At 65.7% G+C, this 23,628-nt stretch carries 21 protein-coding genes and 2 pseudogenes; 8 read left to right on the top strand and 15 right to left on the bottom strand.

Annotated features, from left to right (window positions below; translation table 11 throughout):
* Positions 1 to 20: 20 nt before the first annotated feature.
* The 7 genes from JWS14_RS29345 to JWS14_RS29315 all read right to left on the bottom strand — a co-directional run bounded on the left by JWS14_RS29345 (position 21) and on the right by JWS14_RS29315 (position 7,709).
* Positions 21 to 971, bottom strand: a complete 951-nt coding sequence (locus tag JWS14_RS29345) for a C-terminal binding protein (protein ID WP_072937578.1) — start codon at positions 969 to 971, stop codon at positions 21 to 23.
* 1 nt (position 972) lies between these two features.
* Complete coding sequence (locus JWS14_RS29340; protein ID WP_206014992.1) at positions 973 to 2,160, bottom strand: fumarylacetoacetate hydrolase family protein; 1,188 nt, start codon at positions 2,158 to 2,160, stop codon at positions 973 to 975.
* A 58-nt stretch (positions 2,161 to 2,218) separates the two neighbouring features.
* The gene (locus tag JWS14_RS29335) at positions 2,219 to 2,935 is read right to left on the bottom strand and encodes an SDR family NAD(P)-dependent oxidoreductase (protein WP_072937580.1); all 717 of its coding nucleotides are present in this window, start codon (positions 2,933 to 2,935) and stop codon (positions 2,219 to 2,221) included.
* A gap of 22 nt (positions 2,936 to 2,957) precedes the next feature.
* Positions 2,958 to 4,010: an ABC transporter permease gene (locus tag JWS14_RS29330; protein WP_072937581.1), complete on the bottom strand. Its 1,053-nt coding sequence runs from the start codon at positions 4,008 to 4,010 to the stop codon at positions 2,958 to 2,960.
* A gap of 28 nt (positions 4,011 to 4,038) precedes the next feature.
* Positions 4,039 to 5,589 (bottom strand): sugar ABC transporter ATP-binding protein, encoded by a 1,551-nt coding sequence (locus JWS14_RS29325; RefSeq protein ID WP_241031497.1) that lies wholly within the window; start codon positions 5,587 to 5,589, stop codon positions 4,039 to 4,041.
* Positions 5,590 to 5,622: 33 nt separating this feature from the next.
* Positions 5,623 to 6,669 carry a sugar ABC transporter substrate-binding protein gene (locus tag JWS14_RS29320; RefSeq protein ID WP_241031496.1) on the bottom strand — a complete coding sequence of 349 codons (1,047 nt, stop codon included), beginning with the start codon at positions 6,667 to 6,669 and terminating at the stop codon, positions 5,623 to 5,625.
* Positions 6,670 to 7,004: 335 nt separating this feature from the next.
* Entirely contained in the window at positions 7,005 to 7,709 is a 705-nt protein-coding gene (locus JWS14_RS29315) for a FadR/GntR family transcriptional regulator (protein WP_206014990.1), read from the bottom strand.
* A gap of 141 nt (positions 7,710 to 7,850) precedes the next feature.
* Here JWS14_RS29315 and JWS14_RS29310 point away from each other — a divergent pair, with 141 nt between their 5' ends.
* Positions 7,851 to 8,081, top strand: a complete 231-nt coding sequence (locus tag JWS14_RS29310) for a hypothetical protein (protein WP_206014989.1) — start codon at positions 7,851 to 7,853, stop codon at positions 8,079 to 8,081.
* A gap of 781 nt (positions 8,082 to 8,862) precedes the next feature.
* Positions 8,863 to 9,075 carry a hypothetical protein gene (locus JWS14_RS29305; protein WP_206014988.1) on the top strand — a complete coding sequence of 71 codons (213 nt, stop codon included), beginning with the start codon at positions 8,863 to 8,865 and terminating at the stop codon, positions 9,073 to 9,075.
* 101 nt (positions 9,076 to 9,176) lie between these two features.
* Here the strand turns inward: JWS14_RS29305 and iolG are convergent, their stop codons facing one another.
* The gene (iolG, locus tag JWS14_RS29300) at positions 9,177 to 10,184 is read right to left on the bottom strand and encodes an inositol 2-dehydrogenase (protein ID WP_072937587.1); all 1,008 of its coding nucleotides are present in this window, start codon (positions 10,182 to 10,184) and stop codon (positions 9,177 to 9,179) included.
* Positions 10,185 to 10,317: 133 nt separating this feature from the next.
* On the opposite strand from iolG, the gene JWS14_RS29295 reads away from it, so the two are divergent.
* Entirely contained in the window at positions 10,318 to 11,748 is a 1,431-nt protein-coding gene (locus JWS14_RS29295) for an IS1380 family transposase (RefSeq protein ID WP_206013571.1), read from the top strand.
* A 205-nt stretch (positions 11,749 to 11,953) separates the two neighbouring features.
* On the opposite strand, the gene JWS14_RS29290 is transcribed toward JWS14_RS29295, so the two are convergent.
* From JWS14_RS29290 to JWS14_RS29280, 3 genes are all read right to left on the bottom strand, one after another.
* Positions 11,954 to 12,829, bottom strand: coding sequence for a sugar phosphate isomerase/epimerase family protein (locus tag JWS14_RS29290; protein WP_206014987.1), 876 nt, complete (start codon positions 12,827 to 12,829; stop codon positions 11,954 to 11,956).
* Between the two features lie 20 nt (positions 12,830 to 12,849).
* Positions 12,850 to 13,935, bottom strand: coding sequence for a Gfo/Idh/MocA family protein (locus JWS14_RS29285; RefSeq protein ID WP_095863552.1), 1,086 nt, complete (start codon positions 13,933 to 13,935; stop codon positions 12,850 to 12,852).
* Between the two features lie 189 nt (positions 13,936 to 14,124).
* The gene (locus tag JWS14_RS29280; protein ID WP_072937589.1) at positions 14,125 to 15,732 is read right to left on the bottom strand and encodes an IclR family transcriptional regulator; all 1,608 of its coding nucleotides are present in this window, start codon (positions 15,730 to 15,732) and stop codon (positions 14,125 to 14,127) included.
* 256 nt (positions 15,733 to 15,988) lie between these two features.
* On the opposite strand from JWS14_RS29280, the gene JWS14_RS29275 reads away from it, so the two are divergent.
* The 4 genes from JWS14_RS29275 (at position 15,989) to JWS14_RS29260 (ending at position 20,017) form a co-directional block, all read left to right on the top strand.
* Positions 15,989 to 17,065, top strand: a complete 1,077-nt coding sequence (locus JWS14_RS29275) for a maleylacetate reductase (RefSeq protein ID WP_206014986.1) — start codon at positions 15,989 to 15,991, stop codon at positions 17,063 to 17,065.
* Between the two features lie 57 nt (positions 17,066 to 17,122).
* Positions 17,123 to 18,079 (top strand): dioxygenase family protein, encoded by a 957-nt coding sequence (locus tag JWS14_RS29270; protein WP_241031495.1) that lies wholly within the window; start codon positions 17,123 to 17,125, stop codon positions 18,077 to 18,079.
* Between the two features lie 99 nt (positions 18,080 to 18,178).
* On the top strand, positions 18,179 to 19,615 hold the full coding sequence (locus JWS14_RS29265; RefSeq protein WP_072937591.1) for a sugar porter family MFS transporter: 1,437 nt from the start codon (positions 18,179 to 18,181) through the stop codon (positions 19,613 to 19,615).
* A 36-nt stretch (positions 19,616 to 19,651) separates the two neighbouring features.
* Positions 19,652 to 20,017, top strand: coding sequence for a universal stress protein (locus JWS14_RS29260; protein ID WP_206014985.1), 366 nt, complete (start codon positions 19,652 to 19,654; stop codon positions 20,015 to 20,017).
* A 269-nt stretch (positions 20,018 to 20,286) separates the two neighbouring features.
* Here the strand turns inward: JWS14_RS29260 and JWS14_RS29255 are convergent, their stop codons facing one another.
* Complete coding sequence (locus tag JWS14_RS29255; protein ID WP_143548919.1) at positions 20,287 to 20,643, bottom strand: DUF2231 domain-containing protein; 357 nt, start codon at positions 20,641 to 20,643, stop codon at positions 20,287 to 20,289.
* 58 nt (positions 20,644 to 20,701) lie between these two features.
* On the bottom strand, positions 20,702 to 21,550 hold the full coding sequence (locus tag JWS14_RS29250; protein ID WP_095863548.1) for an SDR family oxidoreductase: 849 nt from the start codon (positions 21,548 to 21,550) through the stop codon (positions 20,702 to 20,704).
* A 206-nt stretch (positions 21,551 to 21,756) separates the two neighbouring features.
* On the opposite strand from JWS14_RS29250, the pseudogene JWS14_RS29245 reads away from it, so the two are divergent.
* Positions 21,757 to 22,612, top strand: a pseudogene (locus JWS14_RS29245) (Orn/Lys/Arg family decarboxylase).
* Positions 22,613 to 22,656: 44 nt separating this feature from the next.
* Here the strand turns inward: JWS14_RS29245 and JWS14_RS29240 are convergent.
* Positions 22,657 to 23,067 (bottom strand): anti-sigma factor, encoded by a 411-nt coding sequence (locus JWS14_RS29240; protein ID WP_241031693.1) that lies wholly within the window; start codon positions 23,065 to 23,067, stop codon positions 22,657 to 22,659.
* Between the two features lie 158 nt (positions 23,068 to 23,225).
* Positions 23,226 to 23,375 (bottom strand): annotated as a pseudogene (locus JWS14_RS29235) (SRPBCC family protein); the annotation flags it as partial.
* Positions 23,376 to 23,628: the final 253 nt, after the last annotated feature.

Below are 23,628 nucleotides of genomic sequence, written 5' to 3'. Positions count from 1 at the left end.
TGCCTTTCGCTCGGGGGTGGTCAGTTCACCGGGCATCGCAGCGGCTCGCCCCGGATCGCGCGGGCCGCCTCCTCGGCGGCGAGGCGCTGGAGATCGCGCAGCGACTGTTCGGAGTAGAAGGCGGCGTGCGGGGTGAGGACGGCGTGCGGGTGGGCGCGCAGCCGGTGGTCGGGGGTCAGGGGTTCGGGATGGAAGACGTCGAGTCCGACCCCGGCCAGCGCACCGGAGTCGAGTGCGTCCAGCACGGCGTCCTGCTCGACCAGGGCGCCGCGTGAGGTGTTGACCAGGAACGACCCGAACGGCATCTTGGCGAGATTGTCGGCGTTGACGATCCCGCGGGTGTCCGCGGTGGCCGGAGCGTGCAGCGAGAGCACATGGGACCGCCGGAACAACTCGTCGAGGTCGACGAGATCGATGCCGTGTGCGGCCGCAACATCCGGGTCCGCGTACGGGTCGTGGGCGATCAGGTCGAACCCGAAGGGACGCAACCGCTTTGCGACGGCAAGCGCGATCCGCCCGGTGCCGAGCAAACCTACCGTCGTCTCGCTCGTCGAGCGGATCGGGGCAAGTTCGGTCGCGGACGGCCAGCCGCCGGCTGCCAGCGCGCGGTCGAACTGGGCAACTTTACGCACCAACATGAGCGTCAGGGTGACGGCGTGATCGGCGACGGTATCGGCGCCGTAGTCCGGCACGTTGCACACCCGCACCCCGAGCCGGGTAGCGGCGTCGAGGTCGACGTTGTCGAAGCCGATGCCGTAGCGGACGACGACCCCGTTCGGGTTCATCGCTCCGAGCGCAGCGGCGGTCATGGGGGCGAAGTTGACGAGCGCCACGTCGGCGCCGCGGACCGCCTCGATCGCCTCGGCCTCGGTGGTGGCGTGAAAGACGGCGAAGTCGGCGTCGAGGTCTTTCGCGGCGGCGCGTTCGAAGTCTTCGCCGGCGAAGCTGTGGTCGGTGATCACCATCCGCATCTCAGGCACCGACCTTCCCGACCAGTCCGCGCCCGTGCAGGTTGGCAATGAACGAGCGCAGCCCGAACTCCCAGCGCTGCGCCTTCTCCGAGTGGTTGACCCGGTTGACGAGGGTGCCGAGTTTCGGGCTCGAGATCCGCACCACGTCGCCGATGTGGTGGGTGAATCCCATGCCCTCGCCGCCGCGGTCGTGCGTCGGGGAGAACAGGGTGCCGGTGTAGAGGACGATCCCGTCCGGGTACTGGTGTGCGTCGCCCACGGTGTATTCGGCGAGGGTGCTGATGTCGCGGGAGATCTCGCGCATGTAGCTCACGTCGTCGAGAACGAAGCCGTCGTCCTCCCCCAGCACCTGCAGGCGCACCTCGGCGGCGCGGACGTCGTCGAGGGTGAACGATTCGTCGAGCAACCTGATGAACGGTCCGAGCGAGGCCGAGGCGTTGTTGTCCTTCGCCTTGGGCAGCAGCAGCGCCGAGCGGCCCTCGACGTCGCGGAGGTTGACGTCGTTGCCCAGCATCGCACCCACGATGCGTCCGGTGGAGGACACCGCGAGGGCGACCTCCGGTTCCGGGTTGTTCCACGACGAGACTTGTGCGACGCCGATTTCGGATCCGCACCCGACCGCCGAGAGGACCGGTGCCTTGGTGAAGACCTCCGGGTCCGGGCCCAATCCCACCTCGAGGTACTGGGACCACTGGCCGCGGGCCTTGAGGTCTTCCTTGAGGCGGGCCGCGTCCTCGCTGCCGGGTTCGATGGAGGACAGGGTCGAGCCGATGAGCCGCTCGAAGTCGCCGCGGATGGCGTCGGCCTGTTCGGGGTCACCGCCCGCGCGCTCCTCGATGAGCCGTTCGAGCAGCGACGTCGCGAACGTCACCCCGGCGGCCTTGAGCACCGACAGGTCGACCGGTGCGAGCAGATACGGGGCACCGGTGCGGGCGGCGAGGGAGCTGGCGAGGACGTCGGCGATGGGCCAGGACCGGGTGCCGACCGCGCTGCGGACGGCCTTGACCGGGTCCGGTGATTCGAGGAGATCGGTCATGGTCGGGAACACGTCGGTGATGTCGACCACCGCACCCGAGCGCAGGGTGACGATGCACGGGCCGCCGATGGCGTCGTCGTGGACGCGGCCGACGAGCGTGGCGTTCGCCGCGTCGGTGGGCAGGATCGTTACGTGCTGATCGATGAGGTTCATGGTGCCGAGTTCCGTTTCGTTTCTATTGTCGTGGAAGTGTGGGGGCCGGCGGTGATCATCAGCGAAGGCTGTAGCCGCCGTCGGCGACGAGTTCGCTGCCGCAGAAGTACCGCGACTCGTCGCTGAGCAGGAAGGCGACCGCGGCCGCGATCTCCGAGGGTTCGGCCATTCGCTGCTGGGGGGTGGCGTCGAGCCATTGCTGGAACTGGTGCGCCTTGCGGGCGAGCAGCGGGGTGGCGACGTAGCCCGGGGAGACAGCATTGACGCGGACCCCGCGGTCAGCCCATTCGGAGGCCAGTGACTTGGTCAGGGCGGTGACCGCCGCCTTCGAGGCGTTGTACGCGCACTGCTTCTGGGGGACGTTGACGACGTGGTTGCCGCTCATCGAGGAGATGTTGACGATGGCGCCGGAGCGTTGCGCGAGCATCGGCCGGCCGAAGGCCTGGTTCGTGATGAACAGCCCTCGTAGGTTCACCGAGAGGGTGCGATCCCACTCGTCGAGGGTCATCTCCTCGGCGGCGATGTCGTCCTCGACGACGCCGGCGGCCGCGACCAGTCCGTCGATACGACCCTCCCGCTCGGCGATGCGGGTGGCGACGTGCGCCATCGCGTCCGGATCGGTGATGTCGACGATCGTCGACTCGCCGTGCGGTGACGCCGTCCGGTCCAGGGCGTGCACCGTGGCGCCTTCGTCGATCAGCCGGGCGCACACGGCCTCGCCGATGCCGCCGGCCGATCCGGTCACGGCCACGACCTTCCCGTTCAATCCGCGCATGGTGTTTCCTTCCTCGGTGTTCTCAGTGCGCGGCCGCGGCCGCGGCCACTGCGGGCGTGGGCGGGGCCGTGGGGGTGCGCGGGCGGGCTTTGCGTGCCCGGGTCTTGAGGACACCGACCTTGGCCGCGAGGATCGCGCCGATCAGGACGACACCGTTGAAGACCGGCTGCACCCAGGTCTGGGCGCCGAGCATGAACAGTCCGGTGGTGCCGGCCGCGACGAGCACCACGGCGGTCATGGTGCCCCAGACGTTGTAGTAGCCGCGGCGGATCGACGTCTCGCCGAGGAAGCAGGCGGCAATGGCCGGGAGCAGGAACTCCGAGCCGCTCGTCGGTGCTGCCGAACCGACCTGGGCGACCTGCAGGACACCGCCGATGGCCGCGAGGACCGCGCCGCCGACGAACGCGCCGACCGTGAGCTGGTCGACCTTGATGCCGGTCAACCGTGCGGCGTCCCGGCTGCCGCCGATGGCGTAGAGCCGTCGGCCCACCGGACGGAAGTACAGCACGTACCAGAGCACGATGCCGACGGCGACGGCGAAGATGAACGGCAGCGGGATACCCAGGGGGCGGTCCTGGCCGAGGTCCTTGAACGCCTGCGGGATACCGCTGTAGATGACCGCGCCCTTGGAGTACCACAGGATCGCGCCGAAGAGGACGGACTGGGTGCCGAGGGTGACGACGAGTGCGTTCAGGTTCAGGTAGGCGACGAGGAATCCGTTGATCAGCCCGACGACGACGGCCACGACGACGACGATCAGCACCGCCAGCGGCCACTGCGAGACGGTGCCGTTGGACATCAGCCCGGTGGCCAGGACGCCACCGAACCCGGCCATGGCGGCGACCGACAGGTCGAAGTGACCGACGATCAGCGGGAGCATCAGCCCGAAGGCGATGAACATGATCGAGGCGTTGGCCTGCAGGATCGAGCCGAAGTTCGCGATGGTCGGGAAGGTGTCGGGACGCATCGCCGAGAAGAATCCGATGATCGCGATCAGGGCGATCACGATTCCGTAGTCGGTGAAGATCCTCTTGAACGCTCCCGCCGGGCGACCCGGCTGTCGTTGAACGGTCATGGTGTACTCCAAGATTCGATGATGGCTGCTAGGCCGTGGAAAGGTCTTGAACCGCGTAGCTCGCGGCGGCGATGCGTTCGGTGGTGATTTCTGCGCCGACGAGCTCGGTGGCGATACGCCCGCGGCGCATCACCAGCACTCGGTCGGCGTAGCGGGCGACAAGGTCGATGTCCGAGTCCAGCAGCAGCACAGACAATTCACGCCGGGCAACCTGTTCGAGGACGGCCTCGAGGATCGTCTTGCGGGCACCGACATCGACGCCGTAGGTCGGTTCGTCCAGGATGAGGACGTCGAGGTCGAGTTCGAGCCACTTGCCGAGGACGATCTTCTGCTGGTTTCCGCCGGAGAGCTCACCGAGGAGACGTTCGGGGTCGGCCGGGCGCACGTCCAGGCGTTCGATCGCGTTCGCGGTGACCGTCCGCTCGCTGCTGCTCGACAATCGGCCGCCGCTCATGTGCTTGTCCAGGCTCGCCAGGCAGAGGTTGTCCGCCAGTGTGAAGGACGAGATCGCGCTTTGCTTGCGGTCCTGGGGGACGTATCCGATGCCTCGTTCGATGCTGAGCTTCGGCGAGATCCGGTGCAGCTGCCGGCCACGGAGTCGGACTTGCCCGGCGGTGATGGACTGGGACCCGAAGATCAGTCGGCCGAGTTCGCTGCGGCCGGAACCGACCAGACCCGTGACGGCCAGCACCTCCCCTGGCCGCAGGTCGAGATCGACATCCTGCACGAACGTTCCGCACACCCCCCGCAACGACAGTTTCGGCGCCGTTCCCGGTTCGACGGCGCGTCGGGCAGGTGCCGGGATGTCGGCGGCGTCGCTCGCCGCGGCGCCGCCGGTGATGATCTGCGTCAGATGCTGGTCGTCGGTGGCAGCGATGACGTCGTCGAAGACGAGTCGGCCATCGCGCAGCACCGAGACCCGGTCGGCCATCGCGAACACCTCGTCGAGGCGGTGCGAGACGTAGATCAGGGCGATGCCCTGATCGCGCAGCAGCCTGCAGCGGCTGAGCAGTTCGTCGACCTGCGCGTTGGGCAGTCGTGCCGTGGGCTCGTCCAGGACGAGGACACCCTTCCCCGGTTGCAGTCCCCGCAGGGCGCGGGCCATCGCGACGAGGGTCTGCTGGACGGGTCCGAGCGCACCGACCAGGGTGCGGGGGTCGAGGTCGTCGAGTCCGACCGCGGCCAGGTCGGTAATCGAGGTCGCGCGCTGGCGGCGCCAGTCGATGGTGGCGGCGCGCTTTTCGTAGCCGAGGGCCAGTGCCAGGTTGTCGGCGATCGACATCGACTCGATCAGACCGAGGTCCTGGTGGACGAAGCGCACCCCGGCGTCGTGCAGCACCGTGGGGTCGGCGGGCAGCGCCAGTTCCTCCCCGTGCACGCGGATGCTTCCGGTTGTCGGGGTGTGGTATCCGGCGAGCAGCTTGATCAGGGTCGACTTCCCGGATCCGTTCGCGCCGAGCAGGGCGTGGATCGAACCCGGCCGAAATTCCAGATTCACGTCGTCCAGAACCCGGTTGACTCCGAATTCTTTTGACAGTCCGATGATTTCGACACCCGGTGACGAGTCATTCGATGTCATTGCGGTTCTCGTTTCTCGGTCGGTGACCATGTGTTATCCGATCCCCCACAGCTGCTCGAACTTCGCGCGGAAGTCGAAGTTGCCCTGCCATCCCTTGGTTTCGAGTTCGGCCGACCGGTCCGGCGGGAGCTGGGACAGCGAGTCCTTGTCGAACAAGGCGACCGGGATGGATTCGGTGAAGTCGAACGCGGGTAGGCCGTTGGTCATGCGGTTGACGTTGTCGATTGCCGCGTAGGCCAACCATTCTCGCGGGTCGGCGAAGCACACCTTCTGCACGCCGCCGGCGCGAATGATGTCCAGGTTCTCCGGGTTGCAATCGAAGCCGGCGCCGGAAACGGAGTCGGTGAACCCTGCGCGATTGAGGCCGTTGCTGACGCGGAAGAGGCAGGAGTCGAAGCAGGAGACCCAGTTGAGCTGGGGGTTCGCCAGCCTGGTGGCCACCGCTTGCGCGGCGGGGCCGATCGTCGGATCTTCGAAGGTCGCCAGACTCCAGTCCTGGGTGACGACGTCGCATCCCGGGCAGTTCCCCGGGGTGTCGAGGTAGTCCTGCGAGCCTTTGTACTGGCCGTTGACCACGATGTACAGGTCGGCATTGCGCATCTGCAGCATGCCGAGATCGCCGCCGCTCTTCCACACCGCGTACTGCGCGACCGACTCTCCGGCACGCACCCAGTCGAAGGACACATCCGGGACCGTGTCGGGGGTGTTCTTCAGTGATCCGAGGGTGACCACCTTGACGCCCGCCGCAAGGGCACGCTGGAGCGCGGACTGGACGCGGGTGGTGTCGACGAAGATGAGGATGACGGCATCGACCTTCTCGTCCACAGCCGTGTTCAGTGCGTTGAGCTGGACCTCCGGCTTGCCCTGGCCGTCGGAGATCTTCGGTACCCAGCCGAGCTTTTTGACCTCCGATTCGATGGCCTTGGCCGGTCGACTCGACCCGGTCGAGGCCATTTGCTCCGGGATGAGGGTGATCCTGAGGCCTGGCCGGGGCGGCGGGCTGGTTTCCGGTCCCGTCCACTGGTTGTCGTGCATTCCTGCGTCGAGGAGTTCGGCCGCGCCGCCGCGTGCTTTCTCCACCGCCGCCTCCCGTGCGGCCGGATCGACTGCCGATCGATCCGACTGGGCTGTCGAGCAGCCCGTCAGCAGGAGAATCACGCCAATGATGGCGACTACGACTCCGCGCCTGTGCGAAGCGGTCCGTGCGATTGCCATGTCGTTCCTTCTGCGTATACCACCCGTCGGCGTCACCGAGAATGGACGAGTTGAGTTGTGCTGCAGGCATATGCGGTCACTGCAGCGCCCCGGAAGGTGGTTCGGGGCATGTTTGGCCGCCACGATCACTTCGCAGAGTGATCGAGTACGTGTTGGTAAGCCGGGAGGAGGCGATTCGCCCCGTCAGCGCGTGGTGTCGGTCATTCCCTCTGACGGGAGGACGTCAGCGTGGCCCGGTGGCGCACGATCCGGCGGAGGTGGTTCTCCGCGGCGAACCGTGCCCGGGCCGGATCGCCCGCTGCGATTGCTTGGGCGATCTCGAGATGTTCCTGGACAGTGTGGCCGGCTTCGGACGGGTACCCGGCGCCGGCGCTGTAGGAGTCACTGAGGTAGTCGTTGACCGGCCTCATGACCAGGAGGAAGAAGGGGTTTCCGCTCGCCTGCGCGATCTGCTCGTGAAAGGCCAGGTCCGCGTCCAGGAACTCCGATGTCGACGGGTCCGCCGCCTGCAACCTTTCATTGAGCCGCGTCAGCTCGGCCAAGTGGTCGTCGGTGCGCCGGGCAGCAGCAAGCGCAGCCATCTCGAGTTCCAGAACGAGCCGAAGCTCCATCAACTGCTCGAAGGACCCCTCGCTCAGCCGGAGCAGAAGACCGTACTGTTCGGCGATCACACTGCCGTCCACCGCCGCCACAGTCATTCCCCGCCCCGGGCTCACCGCGACCAGACCACGCTGGACGAGCAGTCGCGTCGCCTCCCGGACCACCGTCCGGCTGACCTCGAACCGCTCGGCCAGTTCGGCCTCCGTCGAAAGCCGCTCGCCCACAGCAAGACCCAGGATCTCGTCCTGAAGGGTCTGAGCGACGACATCAGAGAGGCGCTGCTTCGAGCGAGTGGTTTCCGACATGCCAGAAATGTACGACAAAGATGCGCTGTGGTCAAGCTCACGTCAGCGGTCCCTCACGCTTTTCGTCTCGATTCACCGGGGATGAACAGCGGATATGCACCTTTCCACTCTTCGCGTCGATGGAGTCGGGCAGATCTTTGTATGATGATTGAGGTCGATCGCCTCACGAGCACGTTGAGCCTGGCTGCACTGTCCGGGCGCGGGCGGCCGACCCCGAAAGGCCGCGACGGGCTTGTCGAATCGATGCGGATCCTGCTCGCCGAACGGTCGTCGGCTCGCAAGGCGCCAGGCGCGGCGATGAACCAGATCCGTGCTCTGCTGGTGACCGCACCGGACAGATACGCGGTTCCTACAGAAATCTCGGCAGCGTGAAACTCGTTGCCGCACTATCTCGATCACGGCCGACTCCCGGTCACGGCCCGGAGCGAACCCTCCGGGGCGGTGACCGCACCGCCAACTCCGCGATCCATCGCATCGTGCTCGTGCAGATGTCCGCCGGTGACACGCGCACCGTCGACTGCATTGCGCGGTGCACAGCAGGGGGCAAGTCCGAGCGCGAGATCATCCACTCGCCGCAAACGCTTCGTCGCGCGCGAGGTTTTCAAGCTCATCCGGAATACGCTGCCGGTGAATAGCGGCACAGGCCGACTTCGACAACGTCGCCGAACACCGGCAATCCCGATCGCCACGGTGGCAACCGCACTCGCGGTTCCCTACCAGCGCGTGCGACGTCCGGAGATCGGGCAACGCCTCGCCCCGATCTCGCCGCCAACTACTCGCGGTGGCTCACCGACCGCGAGCAGCAGTCCAGATCCCTAGTACCTGGTCGACACGGCTTGACAGCAATAGGAGCATCCACTTCATAGACGCAACGCGTGGTTTTACGGCGCTCTCCTCGCAAGATTCCCGCACGCAGCTTCGAGGTTCTGTCCACGGAGGAATGAGATCTCGACTTGCGGCAGGGGCCGGACGGCGCTCGCCCACGTTCGCGCAGATCATGACGGCCTCGACGTGCATCGCACCTACGCACGTCTTTCACCTGCCACGCTACCGACCTGGTCACGAGGCCGAATCGCGCTTTTCAGCGATGCGGTGCATGTCGCGGACCCGGAAGCCGGAATGGGAACAGCACTGGCGAGCGCTCGAAGACGGGATGGACGTCGCCATCATGCTGCGCGAGCACCACTATCTCGATGCGTCTTACTATCTGCACGCCGATCGGCACGAGCAGGCCGACAGCCTCAGCGAAGAGATCGATCCAAATCGCACCGATACAGGTACCCAGAGGAGAACAACTTCAGTTCGACGTCGATTGGGCCGGGACGGCACAGCGATGGTCGGAGCCCTCGGAGCGTATGCAAACTGATCGAAGTGGCGATGCGGGACATGCTCGGGCATTCCCGCACCGCCACTTCTGGATGTTCCATTGTTCACCCGACCAGTGGGCGGATAACCGACGGGGGACGGTCAGTCGGTGATGGCGACGGTCTTGCCAGTAGCAGCCGATTCCGCGGCCGCGTTGGCGAGGACGAGTGCGGCCACACCGTCGTCGAATCCGGGTGAGCATGGGTCGCCGGTGCGGATGGAGAGGGCGAACGCGTCGAGTTCGGCGCGGTAGGCCTGGGCGTAGCGTTCGAGGAAGAACGGGAAATATGCGGGGGCTTCCTCGGTGCCGTTGCTGCCGTACCGGCGTACCGTCGTCGGAGCGACATTGCCGGCAGTCAGCATTCCGGTGGATCCGAACGCTTCGAGGCGCTGGTCGTATCCGAAAGCGCAGTGGCGCGAGTTGGTGATGTTGACGATTTCGCCGTCGCGTCCGCGCAGAATGATCGTCGCAGCGTCGAAGTCGCCGAGCGCTTTGGTGTCGTCGTGGAAAGAATTGGTGCCCATAGCCGACACTTCGACGATGTTCGGGAGGAAGAAGCGCGCCATGTCCAGGTCGTGAATGGTCATGTCGCGAAAGATTCCGCCCGACGCAGCGATGTAGTCCCGCGGTGCGGGTGCGGGATCGCGACTGGTGATCAGGAGTTGTTCGAGGGCACCGATCGCTCCGGCGGCGACCTGCGTGCGGATCGAGGCGAAGTGAGGGTCGAAGCGCCGGTTGAAGCCGAGCATGATCGGGACGGCATGTTCTTTGATGCGTTCGCGACAGTCGAGGACGGTGTCGATGTCGAGGTCGATGGGCTTTTCACACAGCACGGCCAGACCGTGCGCTGCAGCAGTGGACATGAGATCGACGTGGGTGGGCGTCGGTGAGGCGATGACGACGCCGTCGAGGGTCGAGTCGGCGAAGACCTCGTCGGGGTCTTGTACGGCGCGCCCGGCGGTTCGTGAAGCCAGTGCACGAGCACCGTCGATGAACGGGTCGGCGATCAATACCAGCTCGAGCTCAGGGTGGTCCGCGATGTTACGGGCATGTACCTGCCCGATGCGGCCGGAGCCGAACAGGGCGAGACGTAGTTTGGTGGAAGACACGTCGATCCTTTATCCTGGAAGCACCGATTGGTATGAGCGCGTGAGAGTGTCATAAAAGCGAAATGCCCTGTCGTAGTGGAAGAATGAGACTTCTCGAGGGTCAGATTCAGCCACGCGGAAGGACATCTCGCGGATGCAACTATCTCACACCCGACCCGTCTCGGCGGCGAGGTTCGACGATCCGAATTTGGTGGCGACCGCGGGACTGGTCCCGGTGATGGCGTTGGCGCAGGCCAGCGGCCTGCTCACGCTCGCCGATCAGCACCTGAGCGTGCCCACCGACAAAGGCGCCAACCCGGGCCGCAAGATCGGGTCCCTGATCGGCGGGATGGTCGCCGGCGCCGACAGCATCGCCGACCTGGCGATCCTGCGGCACGGGGCAATGGGGACCGTCTTCGACCGCCCCTATGCACCGTCGACGCTGGGATCGTTCCTCCGCGAGTTCACCTTCGGGCACGTGCGGCAACTCGACGCCGTCGCCTCACGGTTCCTGGGCGCTCTCGCCGAGAAGACCCCGCTGGTCAGCGGCATCGACACCGGGCGAATCATGGTCGATATCGACGACACGATCATCGAGGTCCACGGCCACGGCAAACAGGGCTCCGGATACGGCTACTCCGGCGTCCGCGGGCTCAACGCCCTGCTCGCCACCGTCACCACCGACACCTGCGCGCCGGTGATCATCGGTCAACGCCTACGCCGAGGAGCCTGCGGCTCCGCACGCGGCGCCGCCCGGATGGTCGCCGATTCGCTGGCCACCGTCGACCGGCTGCGTTCCCAGGCCGGCGGGGCGGACGGCCACGGCGCGTCGAAGCCCCTGGTCCGTGGCGACTCCGCCTTCTACGGCCATCCCACCATCAGTGCCGCGATTCGCGCCGGCGCCGATGTGTCGGTCACCGTGCGCCTGACCTCCACCATCAAACGTGCGATCGCATCCATCGACGACGAGTCCGCGTGGACACCCATCGAATACACCGACGCCCTCTACGACGAGGACACCGACACCTGGATCTCGCGGGCGGAGGTCGCCGAGATACCGTTCACCGCGTTCGCCTCGCAGAAGAAGGCCCACCAGATCCCCGGACGGCTGGTGGTGCGCCGCATCCCCGACCTGCGACCGCCCAAGGACCAGGGCCAGGGCACGTTGTTCGACATCTGGCGGTTCCACGCCTTCTTCACCACCACCGACCCCGACGACCTCGACACCGTCGACGCCGACAAGACCCACCGCCAACACGCCGTCATCGAGCAGGTGCACGCGGACCTGAAGAACTCCGCCCTCGCGCATCTGCCCTCGGGCCGGTTCGCCGCGAACGCCGCCTGGCTGGTCTGCGCGGTGATGGCGTTCAATCTGACCCGTGCCGCCGGCACCCTCACGGCTGACCCGAAGCTGACGAAAGCGACCACCGGCACCATCCGGCGCACCCTCGTCTCGGTCCCCGCCCGCATCGCCTCCTCCGCCCGACGGCTGACGCTGCACCTACCGACCGACTGGCCGTGGGAAACACCATGGAACACACTGTTCGACAGAACGTTCGGCCGCAATCACCCGATCATCGTCTAACGTCCGCGACACCTGCCCGCCCTCGACGCGAAAGAGCCAGTGGAACAACCCGACACGCAGGTCGGACGATCACCCACGTCCGTAACCAACTCGCTGCCGCACAACGAAACTCAGCACGGACACATCAGTCGATCGGTGGATTTAGGTTTATAGGTGGGTTCGGTCGTCCGCGGTGCGACGACATTCGGAAAGTGCGATCGGGACGTCAGGACAGTCTGGCGGCCGCTTCGAACGAGGCGAGTGCGGTGGCGCGTGCTTTGATCAGACCCTCTTCGACGGGGGTGCGGCGGTGTTCTTCGGAGATGATTTCGACGCCCCACATGCCGGTGTAGCCGGCGTCGAGCGTGCGACGGATAAACGTCGCTGTATCGAATGCGCCTTCACCGCAGTACTTGCGGTAGTTGGTCGAGTCGTCGAAGACAGCGGCCAAGCCGGTGCGCCGCTCATCCGTACCGTCGTCGATTTCCACGTGCACGACGCGATCGATCGGTACCACTTTGTAGAGTTCGTCGTGCGACAGGCCCGCTTTGTAGGTGTGCCATATGTCGACCAGAAGTCCCGCCGAGGGGCTGTCGGAGCCGGTCACCACGTCGACGGCTTCATGGGTGGTGCGCAGATGGGAGAACGGTGTTGCCTCGAGGGCCAGCCGGACTCCCGCTTCTTCTGCTTCGTCGGCCAGGTCGGAAAACGCGCTGACCAGAGTGGCCAAAGGCAAGGGTTCGTCGGTCATTCCTGCGCCGGCTTTGATGTGACAGGCACCGAGCGCGGTGGCAGCTTCGAACAGGTCTGCGCGTACGCGGTCCGCGGCGGCGCGTTCGGAGCCTGTGGTCCACCAGTTGTCGAGGAATTCGACCTCGACTGTTCCGATGCCCGCGTCGCGGATCAGCTGCGCCAGGCGGTCGTAGCCGATGGTGTCGCGCGCATTGATCAGGTCGGTGTGTACCAGGCCGATGCCGGCCCATCCTGTCTTGGCGACCAAGGCGATGCGCTCTTCGATGGGCACCGGGCTGGTTTCGTCGGGGAGTCCGGGTGCTGTGTTTCCTGCGCTGACCCAGCAGGTGGCGATGAGTTCCGGTGTCATGGTGTCCTCGTTCTGGTTGTTCACGCCGACTCCACGTCGATGGCGGCGCCGCGCGACTTCTCGGAGCGGTAGCAGGCATCTACGATGCGAGCGACGGACAGTGCGTCCGACACCGGTGCGACGTTGGGTGCGCCGGTACGAATGCTGTCGATCCAGCCCTGCATTTCGATGTGGAAGTTACTGATGTTCTCGAGTTCAGGGAGCTCGGAGAATTTGTTCGCCTCGGTGCGGGCGAAGGGCGGGGTGAAGTGGCTCTGTGTCCATTCTGTCCACCCCGCTCTGTATCCGCCTCGGTCTGCGTCGACGTAGACCTTCAGTCTCTGCGGGAGGATGCCGACCTCGATCATGCCGTGGGTGCCGTGGACGATGATGCGCGAGCTCTCGAACCATTCGAGCCGGTCGTGACCGTCGAAGCTGAACGTCATCGACATGTCCGGGTAGTTGAGCAGTACGGCAGCCGAATCCTCGCGGCTCTTCTCGTCCGACAGGCGAGCGCTCTTGTGTACTCGTGCGTTGACCGACTCGGGTGCACCGAAAACCCGTACCAGCGCGTCGAGCATGTGGCATCCGAGGATCCAGAGCACACCGCCCATGTCGGCGGGCTGATTGAGGTGCTCGGTGAGGTGTTCCCCGGCCAGTGCGGCTCCGCGTGCGGAGACGGTGACGACCTCGCCGATGACGCCGGACTCGATCAGTTCCTTGGCTCGTGTCACCGACGGGGCGAGGCGCACGTTGTAGCCGACCTGCACGATCTGGCCGGGCTGGGCGGCAGCCTCGGCGTCGCGCAACGTCAGAAGATCGGCGACGGTCCCGCCGCCCGGCTTCTCCACGACGACCGACTTGCCCGCGTCCAGGGCTCGCAGCGCGTGGGGCACCATGTCGCGGCTCTTGGAGTGAACCATGATCGCGTTGATGCTCGGATCGCCGAGCACTTCGTCGATGCTGCGGGCTTCGAGGTCGTATTTGTCGGCGAAGTACTTCAGGCGGGAGTCGTCGTCGGCGGCGGCGATCACGGAGACGCCGTTGATCTCGCGCAGTGCTCGCACTCGCGCGGACGCGTGCGGGTGGGTGATGCCGAGCAGGCCCACCACGATCGGATCGGACACATCGTCTCCTGTTGCTTTGGGACCGCTCCGGTGTGCGAGAACTTGTTTGTGCGGGCGGTCGCGGGTGTTCGATGAGGTACACGTGGCACCGGGCAGAAAGAATCCGATGGATTCGGTCAGCGAGTGCCGCAAGCCACTGTCACTGAGTGGACGAGTCGTCCATAGTGTTGCATGCTGCTCTGTAGGGGGTCAAGAAGGTGGCGTGTTCGACGCCGAGGAGCGGGGGGCCTCGGATAGTCGTGCGACGTCGAAGCCCAGGTAGCGAGAGAGTTCGGCTGCACCCCAGAGCACCAGATCCGTCACGGATCGGCCGTGCGCTGGCTGTGTCAGTACGCCGTCGCGCAGGCCGCTGACCGACAAGGAGGCGGCAACTTCACCGCGATGATCGAAGATCGGGGCACCGACCGCGGCGATCCCGGGGGTGACGGTGTTGTCGCTGAGCGCGAAGCCGAGCGATCGGATCTCATCGAGTTCGGCGTACAGCGTCGAGCGCGAACCCATGTGCAGCAGGTCCTCGCTGAGCGCCGCGGAGGCGTACTCGTCCCACGCCGCGCGGTCTTCGAACGCAAGCAGCGCCCGCGGCGCGGCGCCGACATGTAAGGGCAACGACCGACCCAGCCGCAGAACGCGGCTGTTCACTCGTATCCCGTCGACGCGTTCAATGCACACCGCTCGCGTCCCGTGCCGAACGCACATGAAGGTGGTCTCGCCCGTAGCCTCGTGAATTGCACGCAGCACCGGCCCCGCGGCGCGTCGAATGTCGAGTCGACGGGTCAATTCGCCGGACAGCGAGAGCAGCCGACCGCCGACGCGGTATGCGCCCCTGTGCCCGATCTGTTCGACCCAGCCGATCTCGGACAGGGTCGCGAGCATGCGGTACACCGAGCTGACCGGCTCGTCAAGGATTTCCGTGAGGCGGGTCGAGGTGGCGATGCGTTCGCGCGCAAGCGCTTCCATCAGCGCGCCGGCTTTCACGATCAATGCAGGGGCGCGTGTCTCCGACGGCTGGGCCGTCCTGTTGTGTGCCGAGTCGGACCGAGGGCCCGTCGACTGCGCGCGAGCCATCGCAGCAGCCAATGCTTCGGCGGCAACGGTGAGGACCTGCCCAGCTACGTCTTCCTGTGCCAACACACTTTCCCGCAGACCCGCCACGGCAATTGCGCCCGCTGCACCTCCGTCGTCTCGACGCACCGGTACCGCCACCGATGCCACACCTTCGACCACTTCGCTGTCGTCGACGCTCCATCCGCGCGCGACCGTGTTGTCGAGCAGCTCTCGCAGATCCTGCGCCGTCATCGGAGTGCCGGACGCGAGCCGGCCGAACGGCGCACCAGCGCATACGCTGTCCTGCACGTCCGGACTCTCGAACGCCAACAGGGCACGCGGCGCCGCACCGGCAAATCGTGGAAGCATCCGCCCCGGCCCCAGATCGAGCATGTCCACCACGGCGCCCTCGACCTGGTCCAAGCTGAGCACGCCATGTTCGTGAGGTACGCAGAAGAACACGTTCATCCCCAGCTGTTCGCGTACCCACCGCAGCTGGCGGCGGAGCTCACCCTTGTCGACGAATGCCTCCACCGCAGCATCGGACCACCGCAACAGCCCGATTCCTAGCTCCAGTCGACCCTCGCCTGCCTGACGAACGACAGATATCTGCTCGAGCGCGGTCAAGATGCGGTAGACGCTCGGGCGCGGTTCGGCGACCACTTTGGCCAGCTCCGCAGGTGTTGACGGGCCGAGTCGCGCAAGTTCGTCGACGATCTGACCAGCTTTGGTGAGAAGTTGTATGGCATTCACTGGTCGGACTGTCCTCCATGTCTAGGGCCTGCGTAGCTCGCGCCGATCTGCAGCGGCACGGCGCCACTGTTCACGACCGCCAAAATCATGCCGACACCGGTTGGCACCCAGAACTGCGCTGCAGTTGCGTGGGTCACTCTCTTGGCTAAGTTGATGGTACTGTGTGAACATCTTGTCCACGACACGATACTAGTCGATTCGGGCGAGGTAGCGGGAAGCCTCAGCGAAACCAGTCGGCATGCGCCAGGAGAACCAGATGACCTATGACTTCTTGTACGACGCGAACCCCATGCGGGTGCGATTCGGTGCCGGAGCACTCACCTCACTACCGGACGAACTCGATCAGCTCGGACTCGATCGCGTCCTTGTTCTCTGTTCACCGGGCCAGGAAGAGACTGCGGAGCTGGTGGCCTCCATCCTCGGCAACCGGTGCGTGGGCACCAGAGCAGATGCCGTGATGCACGTTCCTGCCGAGGTCGCCGCACGCACGAGCGCCGAAGCGGTGACTCTCGGCGCCGACGGCTGCGTCACCGTCGGCGGAGGCTCGGCCATCGGACTGGGCAAAGCCATCGCCCTCGAACACGGCCTGCCCATCGTCGCAGTTCCCACCACCTACGCAGGTTCCGAAATGACTCCCGTCTGGGGCATGACGACCAACGGACGCAAGGAGACCGGACGGGACCCGAAAGTGTTGCCGCGCAGCGTAGTCTACGACCCCGACCTCACCATCGGCCTTCCGGTCGAGATGTCCGTCACCAGCGGCATCAACGCCATGGCACACGCGGTCGAAGCACTCTACGCGCCCGACATCAGTCCCATCATCGCTCTGATGGCCGAAGACGGCGTGCGGGCACTGGCCTCCGCGTTGCCGAAGATCTTTGCCGCGCCTTCGGATTCGCAAGCCCGAAGCGACGCGCTCTACGGGGCGTGGCTGTGTGGCTCGACACTCGGCGCCACGACGATGTCGCTGCACCACAAGCTGTGCCACGCGCTCGGCGGCACCCTCAACCTTCCGCACGCCCCGACCCACTCCGTCGTGCTCCCGTACGTTCTGGCGTTCAACCAGCCCCACGCCGCCGACGCCGTCGCAGCACTCTCTCGGGCACTCCCCGGTACCGCAGACCCCGCCACCAGGCTGTGGGAACTCGCCGGCGATCTGAAAGCGCCGCGCACTCTCGCCGAACTGGGAATGAAAGAAGACGACATCGATCGCATCGCCGAGGAGGCGACAAGCCGCTCCTACGGCAATCCTCGCCCGATCACACACGCAGCGGTCGCCGCCCTCCTGCGCGCGGCATGGGCGGGCGAAGTACCCACCGACTTCGACGCGTAGACCGCGACCGTTCGTCGCCTGCAGAAACGTATCCGCACCAGACCACCGAGAGCCGACATGACCGAACACACCTACATGGCCCCCGACGCAGCACAGCCTCCGACCCCCACCGAGTTCACCGAAGCCCAGATCGCCGTCGAAGAATCCCTGACGCGCAACGTGCTTCGCTCGTTCGACGACTGCACTGACCCCAGACTGACGCAACTGATGCAGTCGTTGGTCCGGCACCTGCACGCGTTCATTCGCGACGTCCGCCTGACCGAAGAGGAGTGGAACACCGCGATCTCGTTCCTCACCGAGGTCGGACACATCACCGACGACCGACGTCAGGAGTTCATCCTGCTGTCCGACGTACTCGGGGCGTCGATGCAAACGATCAACGTCAACAACGTCGCTCACGGTGATGCCACCGAAGCAACAGTGTTCGGGCCATTCTTCGTCGACGACGCACCGCTCATCGACAACGGCGGTGACGTCGCCGGAGGCGCCGCCGGTCAACCTTGCTGGGTCGAAGGCACCGTCCGCGACACCGACGGCAATCCCGTCCCGAATGCCCGCATCGAGGTGTGGGAGGCCGACGAGGACGGCTTCTACGACGTCCAATACGACGATTCCCGGGTCTCGGGGAGAGCGCATCTGTTCAGCAACGAGGAAGGCCGTTACTGGTTCTGGGCGCTGACCCCCACCCCATATCCGATCCCGCACGACGGGCCCGTCGGCCGCATGTTGGCCGCGACCGGACGCTCTCCCATGCGCGCGTCACACCTGCATTTCATGGTCACCGCCCCGGGTCTGCGCACCCTGGTCACCCACATCTTCGTCCGAGGCGACGAACTGCTCCGCCACGACACCGTATTCGGCGTCAAGGAGTCGTTGATCAAAGACTTCGTGGAGCAACCCGCAGGCACGCCGACTCCGGACGGCCTCGACACCGGCAAATCAAACTGGGCCAGAGCTAATTTCGACATCATCCTTGCGCCCGCCGTCGCCGGCAATCACTCCGTCGTCAACTGACCGGAGACGGTGGTGCACCGGCGAGGCAGGCGAGCAGCCGACCTGCACTCGCCGCTCGCGTTCTCCGCACGCTGCCCTGTTCCCTGAGAGGCCCCCGACATGACTCACCCCGCATCGCCGCAGTCCCGCGTCGCCGCACATCTTCCGCCCAACGAACCAGGACCGCACTCGAAGCGGCTCGGCATGATCGCCGTGGTCGCAACCTTCGGCGGACTGCTGTTCGGATACGACACCGGAGTGGTCAACGGTGCCCTCAAGCCGATGAAGGAAGACCTCGGGCTAACACCCTTCACCGAAGGGTTCGTCGTGAGTGCCTTGGTGATCGGTGCAGCGTTCGGCGCATTGATCGGTGGGCGACTCTCGGACAGGTTCGGCCGCCGCCACAACATCTTGATGTTGGCCGGGGTCTTCGCGTTCGGCACGCTCGGATGCGTCTTCTCCCCCACCTGGGAGGTCCTCGGCGCGTTCCGATTCATCCTCGGCATCGCCGTCGGCGGCGCGTCGGTCACCGTGCCGGTCTACCTCGCCGAAGTCGCCCCCTTCGAAAAGCGAGGGTCCCTCGTCACGCGCAACGAGGTCATGATCGTCTCGGGTCAGTTCGCTGCCTTCGTGATCAATGCAATCATCTTCAACGTCTGGGGGGAGCACTCCGCGGTGTGGCGGTTCATGCTCCTCATAGCGGTGCTCCCCGCATTCGCACTGTTCATCGGAATGCTTCGCATGCCCGAAAGCCCGCGTTGGCTCAGCTCCCAAGGCCGCGACGACGACGCACTCGCCGTCCTGCATCAAGTCCGTTCACCCAGGCGCGCGGAGGCCGAGATGGCCGAAGTCCATCAACTCGCCGAAGAGGAAGAAAAGGCGCAGACCGGGGGATGGACCGACCTCGCTGTGCCGTGGATCCGGCGCCTGGTGTTCATCGGCATCGGTCTCGGAATTGTCCAGCAGGTCACCGGCATCAACTCGATCATGTACTACGGCACCCAGCTGCTCGAGGACTCCGGATTCTCCGCCGACGGAGCCATCGTCGCCAACACACTCAACGGCCTGTTCAGCGTCCTCGGCATCACAGTGGGCATCATGCTCATCAACCGCGTCAACCGGCGCACCATGCTCCTCGTCGGATACGGGCTGATCACGACTTTCCACATCCTCATCGGATTGTCGGCTCTGCTCCTTCCCGACGGATCCGTGATCAAGCCGTATCTCATTTTGGTGTTCGTGGTTTGTTTCGTGTTCTCCATGCAAGGAACTCTCGGGCCGCTGGCGTGGCTCATGCTCGCGGAAATCTTTCCCCTGAAGATTCGCAGCCTGGCAATGGGAGTGTGTGTCTTCGTATTGTGGATGACCAATGCCGGAGTCGCGTTTGGTTTCCCGCCGGTGGTGGCGTCGCTGGGAATTGCACCGACATTCTTCATTTTCGCCAGTCTCGGGGTCCTGTCATGGATCTTCATCGTCAGATACGTCCCGGAAACCCGTGGGAAAACCCTCGAAGAATTCGAAGAAGAATACAGCGCCGCATATTCTGCTCGCCGTTGAACCGGCAAACCGCCGAACTTGGAAAGGACGCCACGCATGGCAATTGTTGTCGCCGTAGCGGACAACTCGGAGGGGACAGCAGCTCTGTACGCGGCAATCTCCGAAGCACGCCGGTTCGATACGAACCTCGTCGTCATCAACCTCGCGTTGCATGACCTCGACGTCGCCGAACTACCCACCGATGTGCCTATCGAGGTGATCGAACGTATCGGTCGCGACGATCGCGATCCGGTGCAGGCCGTGTTCGACGAGCTCGCCACGCACGAGGTGAGCAAGCTCGTCCTGGGCATCAGGCACCGGTCACGGGTGGGCAAAGCGCTGCTCGGGAGCGTCACGCAACGACTGATTCTCGACTCTCCCGTTCCTGTGCTCGCTGTTCAAGCCGAACACCGACAGCCGTAGGGACAACGCCGAACCCAGCCGCGCAATGTCAGTTCCGGGCGAAGATCGGTCCGGTGGCAGCGGCCGCGAGTCAAACCTACGGTGTTCGTGATGTAGCTGAGCACGAAGGCGCTCGTCCGAGCGCCGCCTGCCGCCTGCCGCCTGCCGCCTCAGCACGGCATATTCCTCCCCCACCTGCACGAAATCCTCGGGCGAGGTGCTCCGACAGCAGTCCGCAGAGCAAAAACATCCTCAGCTGGTCTTTTTCCGGAGACGCTGCGTAAATGTTCTTAGCCGCGTGGACTGCACCGACCCGGCGCTCGGCGCCGAGCGTGTCGGCCCATTTCCGACGCGCCGGTGAGTGTGGCCGGCACTGCCGCAAGGGCGCCCAGCCCCACGAGTTTTGTCGCGGCCTGCCGCGCGCTCGTGCCCCCGAGGGCATCGAGGAATCCGGCGCTGACCCACGCGCCGATAGGGACGGTGACCAGAAGTGGGTGCAGAGGGTGCCCGAGATCGGTGCCGGACAACGCATCCTCGAGCTGGCCCGCCGGGAGCCATTTGTTGATCGCGGTCACGACCGCGCCCGCGGGGCGGTCCAGGGTTTCAGCATGCTCGAGCCGACGCACACCTCGCTCGAGTACATTCACGTCCACCACATCCCGATTTCCTGTCGACTCGAACACTTTTCGAAGGTCTGGCACGCCGTCAGCCCGGCAGTGTCTCGCCACCCAGTGGGGCGAGCACTTCCCCCGAGTAGTAGGAGGACAGCAGACCGGAAGCGAAGAACACGTAGGACGGCGCGATCTCGTCGGGCTGGGCGGCCCGCCCGTAGGGGGCCTGCTTCCCGAATTCCGCGACCTTCTCCTCGTCCATGGTCGCCGGGATCAGTGGTGTCCAGACCGGTCCGGGAGCAACACAATTGACGCGAATTCCGCGATCCAGCAAGGTCTGAGCCAACGAATACGTCAACGCCGTCACAGCACCCTTGGTCGCGGAATAGTCGATCAGCGACTTGTTCCCGCGCAATCCGTTGACCGAACCGGTGTTGATGATGGCGGAACCCCGGCCGAGATGCGGTACCGCCGCCTTCGTCACGTGGAAGTAGCTGTCGATGTTCACCGAAAACGTGCGCCGCCACTGCTCATCGGACAACTCGAGGAAGTCGTCGACCGGTTCCTGGTAGGCGGCATTGTTGACGACGATGTCGAGTCCGCCCAGTTCCGAGACCGTGCGGGCCACCACGTCGCGACAGTGCGCCGGCGAGGCCAGGTCGCCGGCGAAGGTGCGGCAGCGCCGCCCTTGTTTTTCGACCAGCTCGGCCGTGTGCGCCGCGTCGTCGCTCTCCTCGAGGTAGGCAATGGCCACGTCGGCGCCCTCTTTCGCGAACGCCACCGCCACGGCGCGGCCGATTCCCGAGTCACCCCCGGTCACCAGCGCCCGTTTGCCTTTCAGCAATTCGTTGCCCCGGTACGCGCGCATCTCGTCCTGCGGTTCTTCGGCCATGTCCGCGGTGCGGCCGGGGTAGTCGATTGCGTGCGGGGTGTGTTCGCTCATGCACCTCTCCGATCAGTGGCGAGTCACGTGTCGGGTACCCGGCCCACGAAATGGTGAATCGGCGGCCGCACCCGGACAGCGGTCCATGGGCGAGCCTCCTGTTTCCACGTCGGCCCACGGGGGTAGACGGCACTGGTGTGGGGGCGGTGCCCGTCCGCGCGCGTTTGTTGCGAGTTCAACCCGCAACGACTCGGTACCCGGATCGAATGGATCAGTCACCCGCACCGATGTTGGAGGCACTGGCCGACTACCACCACCGTGACCGGTACGGGTTGTTCACCCCGCCCGGGCACCGGCAGGGCCGCGGCGCCGATCGACGCGTCACGGAGGTGCTCGGGATCGACCCGTTCCGTTCCGATGTACTCGCCGCCTTCGGTCTGGACGACCGCACCTCGAGCGGCCGCTATCTCGCCGACGCCGAAGACCACATGGCCGAGGCGGCGGGAGCCGATCAGGCATTCTTCTCCACCTGCGGGAGCTCGCTGTCGGTGAAGGCAGCGATGATGGCCGTTGCCGGGAACCACCCGGGCGGCCTGATCGTCGGCCGTGATTCGCACAAATCGATCGTCGCGGGCCTGATCTTCAGCAGAGTCACACCGCGACCGGCGCGACCGGGTACCAGTGCGCCGACTGGCTCCGCAGCCACTGCCGGTTGGACGTCGGCATGGCCGACCACCGGCGCCTCCTCGCCACCATGTCCATGGCCGACGACGAGCACACCACCGACCGACTGCTTCGGGCCCTCACCGAGATGAGCTCTGCCACCGCCTCCTTCGCGCCCGCGACCTCCCCAGCCCCGAAGAACTGCAGCTCGAGTCCGAGATGGAACCGGGTGATGCGTTCTTCGGCACGGCGGAGATGATCGCTACCGACAGTGCTGCCGGACGGATCGCGGCCGAACAGCTCACCCCGTATCCGCCGGGAATTCCGGCCGTCGTGCCCGGCGAACGACTCGACACCGCCGTCATCGACTACCTGCGCAGCGGACACGCCGCGCGAATGGCCGTGCCCGACGCCACTGATTCGACTCTGAAGACGTTGAGGGTCGCCGCGGCCGGCTGACCTGCAAGGACCATCGGTCGACGTATCATCCGGCAATGGTCGCCTCAGCGGCGTCCGCGGCGCTGTTTGATGAACGCCACCACAACTTCGCGCTCGCCCGACGACTCCCCCAGCAGGTCGGTGGTCAGCACGCGGTCGGTCAGTGCCTCCAGCGACCGCCACCTCGCACCGGGGTACTGCGGAAGGCCTCGGCGCGAGGTGACCGCAGTGGTCAGCAGAAAAGCAGACCCCGACACCTCGAACGAACAGCGCAGTGGAGAACCGAGCGTCGCCGCATCGATCAGCGCGGCGCCCACCTCGTCGACCGCGCGGGTGATGTCCGCGATCTCGGTGAGCAGGAAGCCGCGCCGGTGGGCCAACGTCCGCGCGACCGCCCGAATGATCGGCAACTGATCCCGGGCCGCCTCGACCCGCAACTCGGTGGTGCTCTGCGGCCGGGCGCTCACCTTGTTCACCCCCGTTTCCGCCATTCGTTCCGCCGATCTGTGAATGCCGAGCGCTGCACGCTCGGCACCCTTCGCCGCCCGGGCTGTCACGATTACTCGGAAGCTACTGCAGCGCAATACCATCACGAGACCCTGTCGAGTCAGGGGTGGATCGATCGACCTCTCGACGCCATCACCGGCGTTTTCTCGTCGTCGAATCGATGGAGGGTGATGACCCCGGCGTGGTTGGGACCGGAGTCGGAATTCCAGGCCACCCGTTCGTCCGCATGCTGCTCGGTGATGGTGGCGTCGAACTCGCACACCTGCCCCGCCACATCGGTAGCCTCGGTGATTGCGCTCATGACGACCGCTTACCCGACGATCCCGCGTCCAACCCACCGTTCCATGCCGGATTCAACTTCGAGCCCGCCGGACGGGAAACAAGTCCTCTCCGCGACACAGTGCGGCCTCACGGAGCCGCGGGGACTCGCAGAGTCGCGCCCAGCCGCCGGGCAGGGCGAACTGGGCTGTTCCAGCGATTACCCCTCCGACGCCTGTTTTACGCTCGGGCACCGCAGCCGATTCCGGCGA

This window comes from Rhodococcus koreensis (assembly GCF_017068375.1).
Taxonomy (GTDB): Bacteria; Actinomycetota; Actinomycetes; order Mycobacteriales; family Mycobacteriaceae; genus Rhodococcus_F; species Rhodococcus_F koreensis.
The sequence above is the reverse complement of the archived record's forward strand: the minus strand, read 5'-3'. Positions and strand labels throughout refer to the sequence as shown.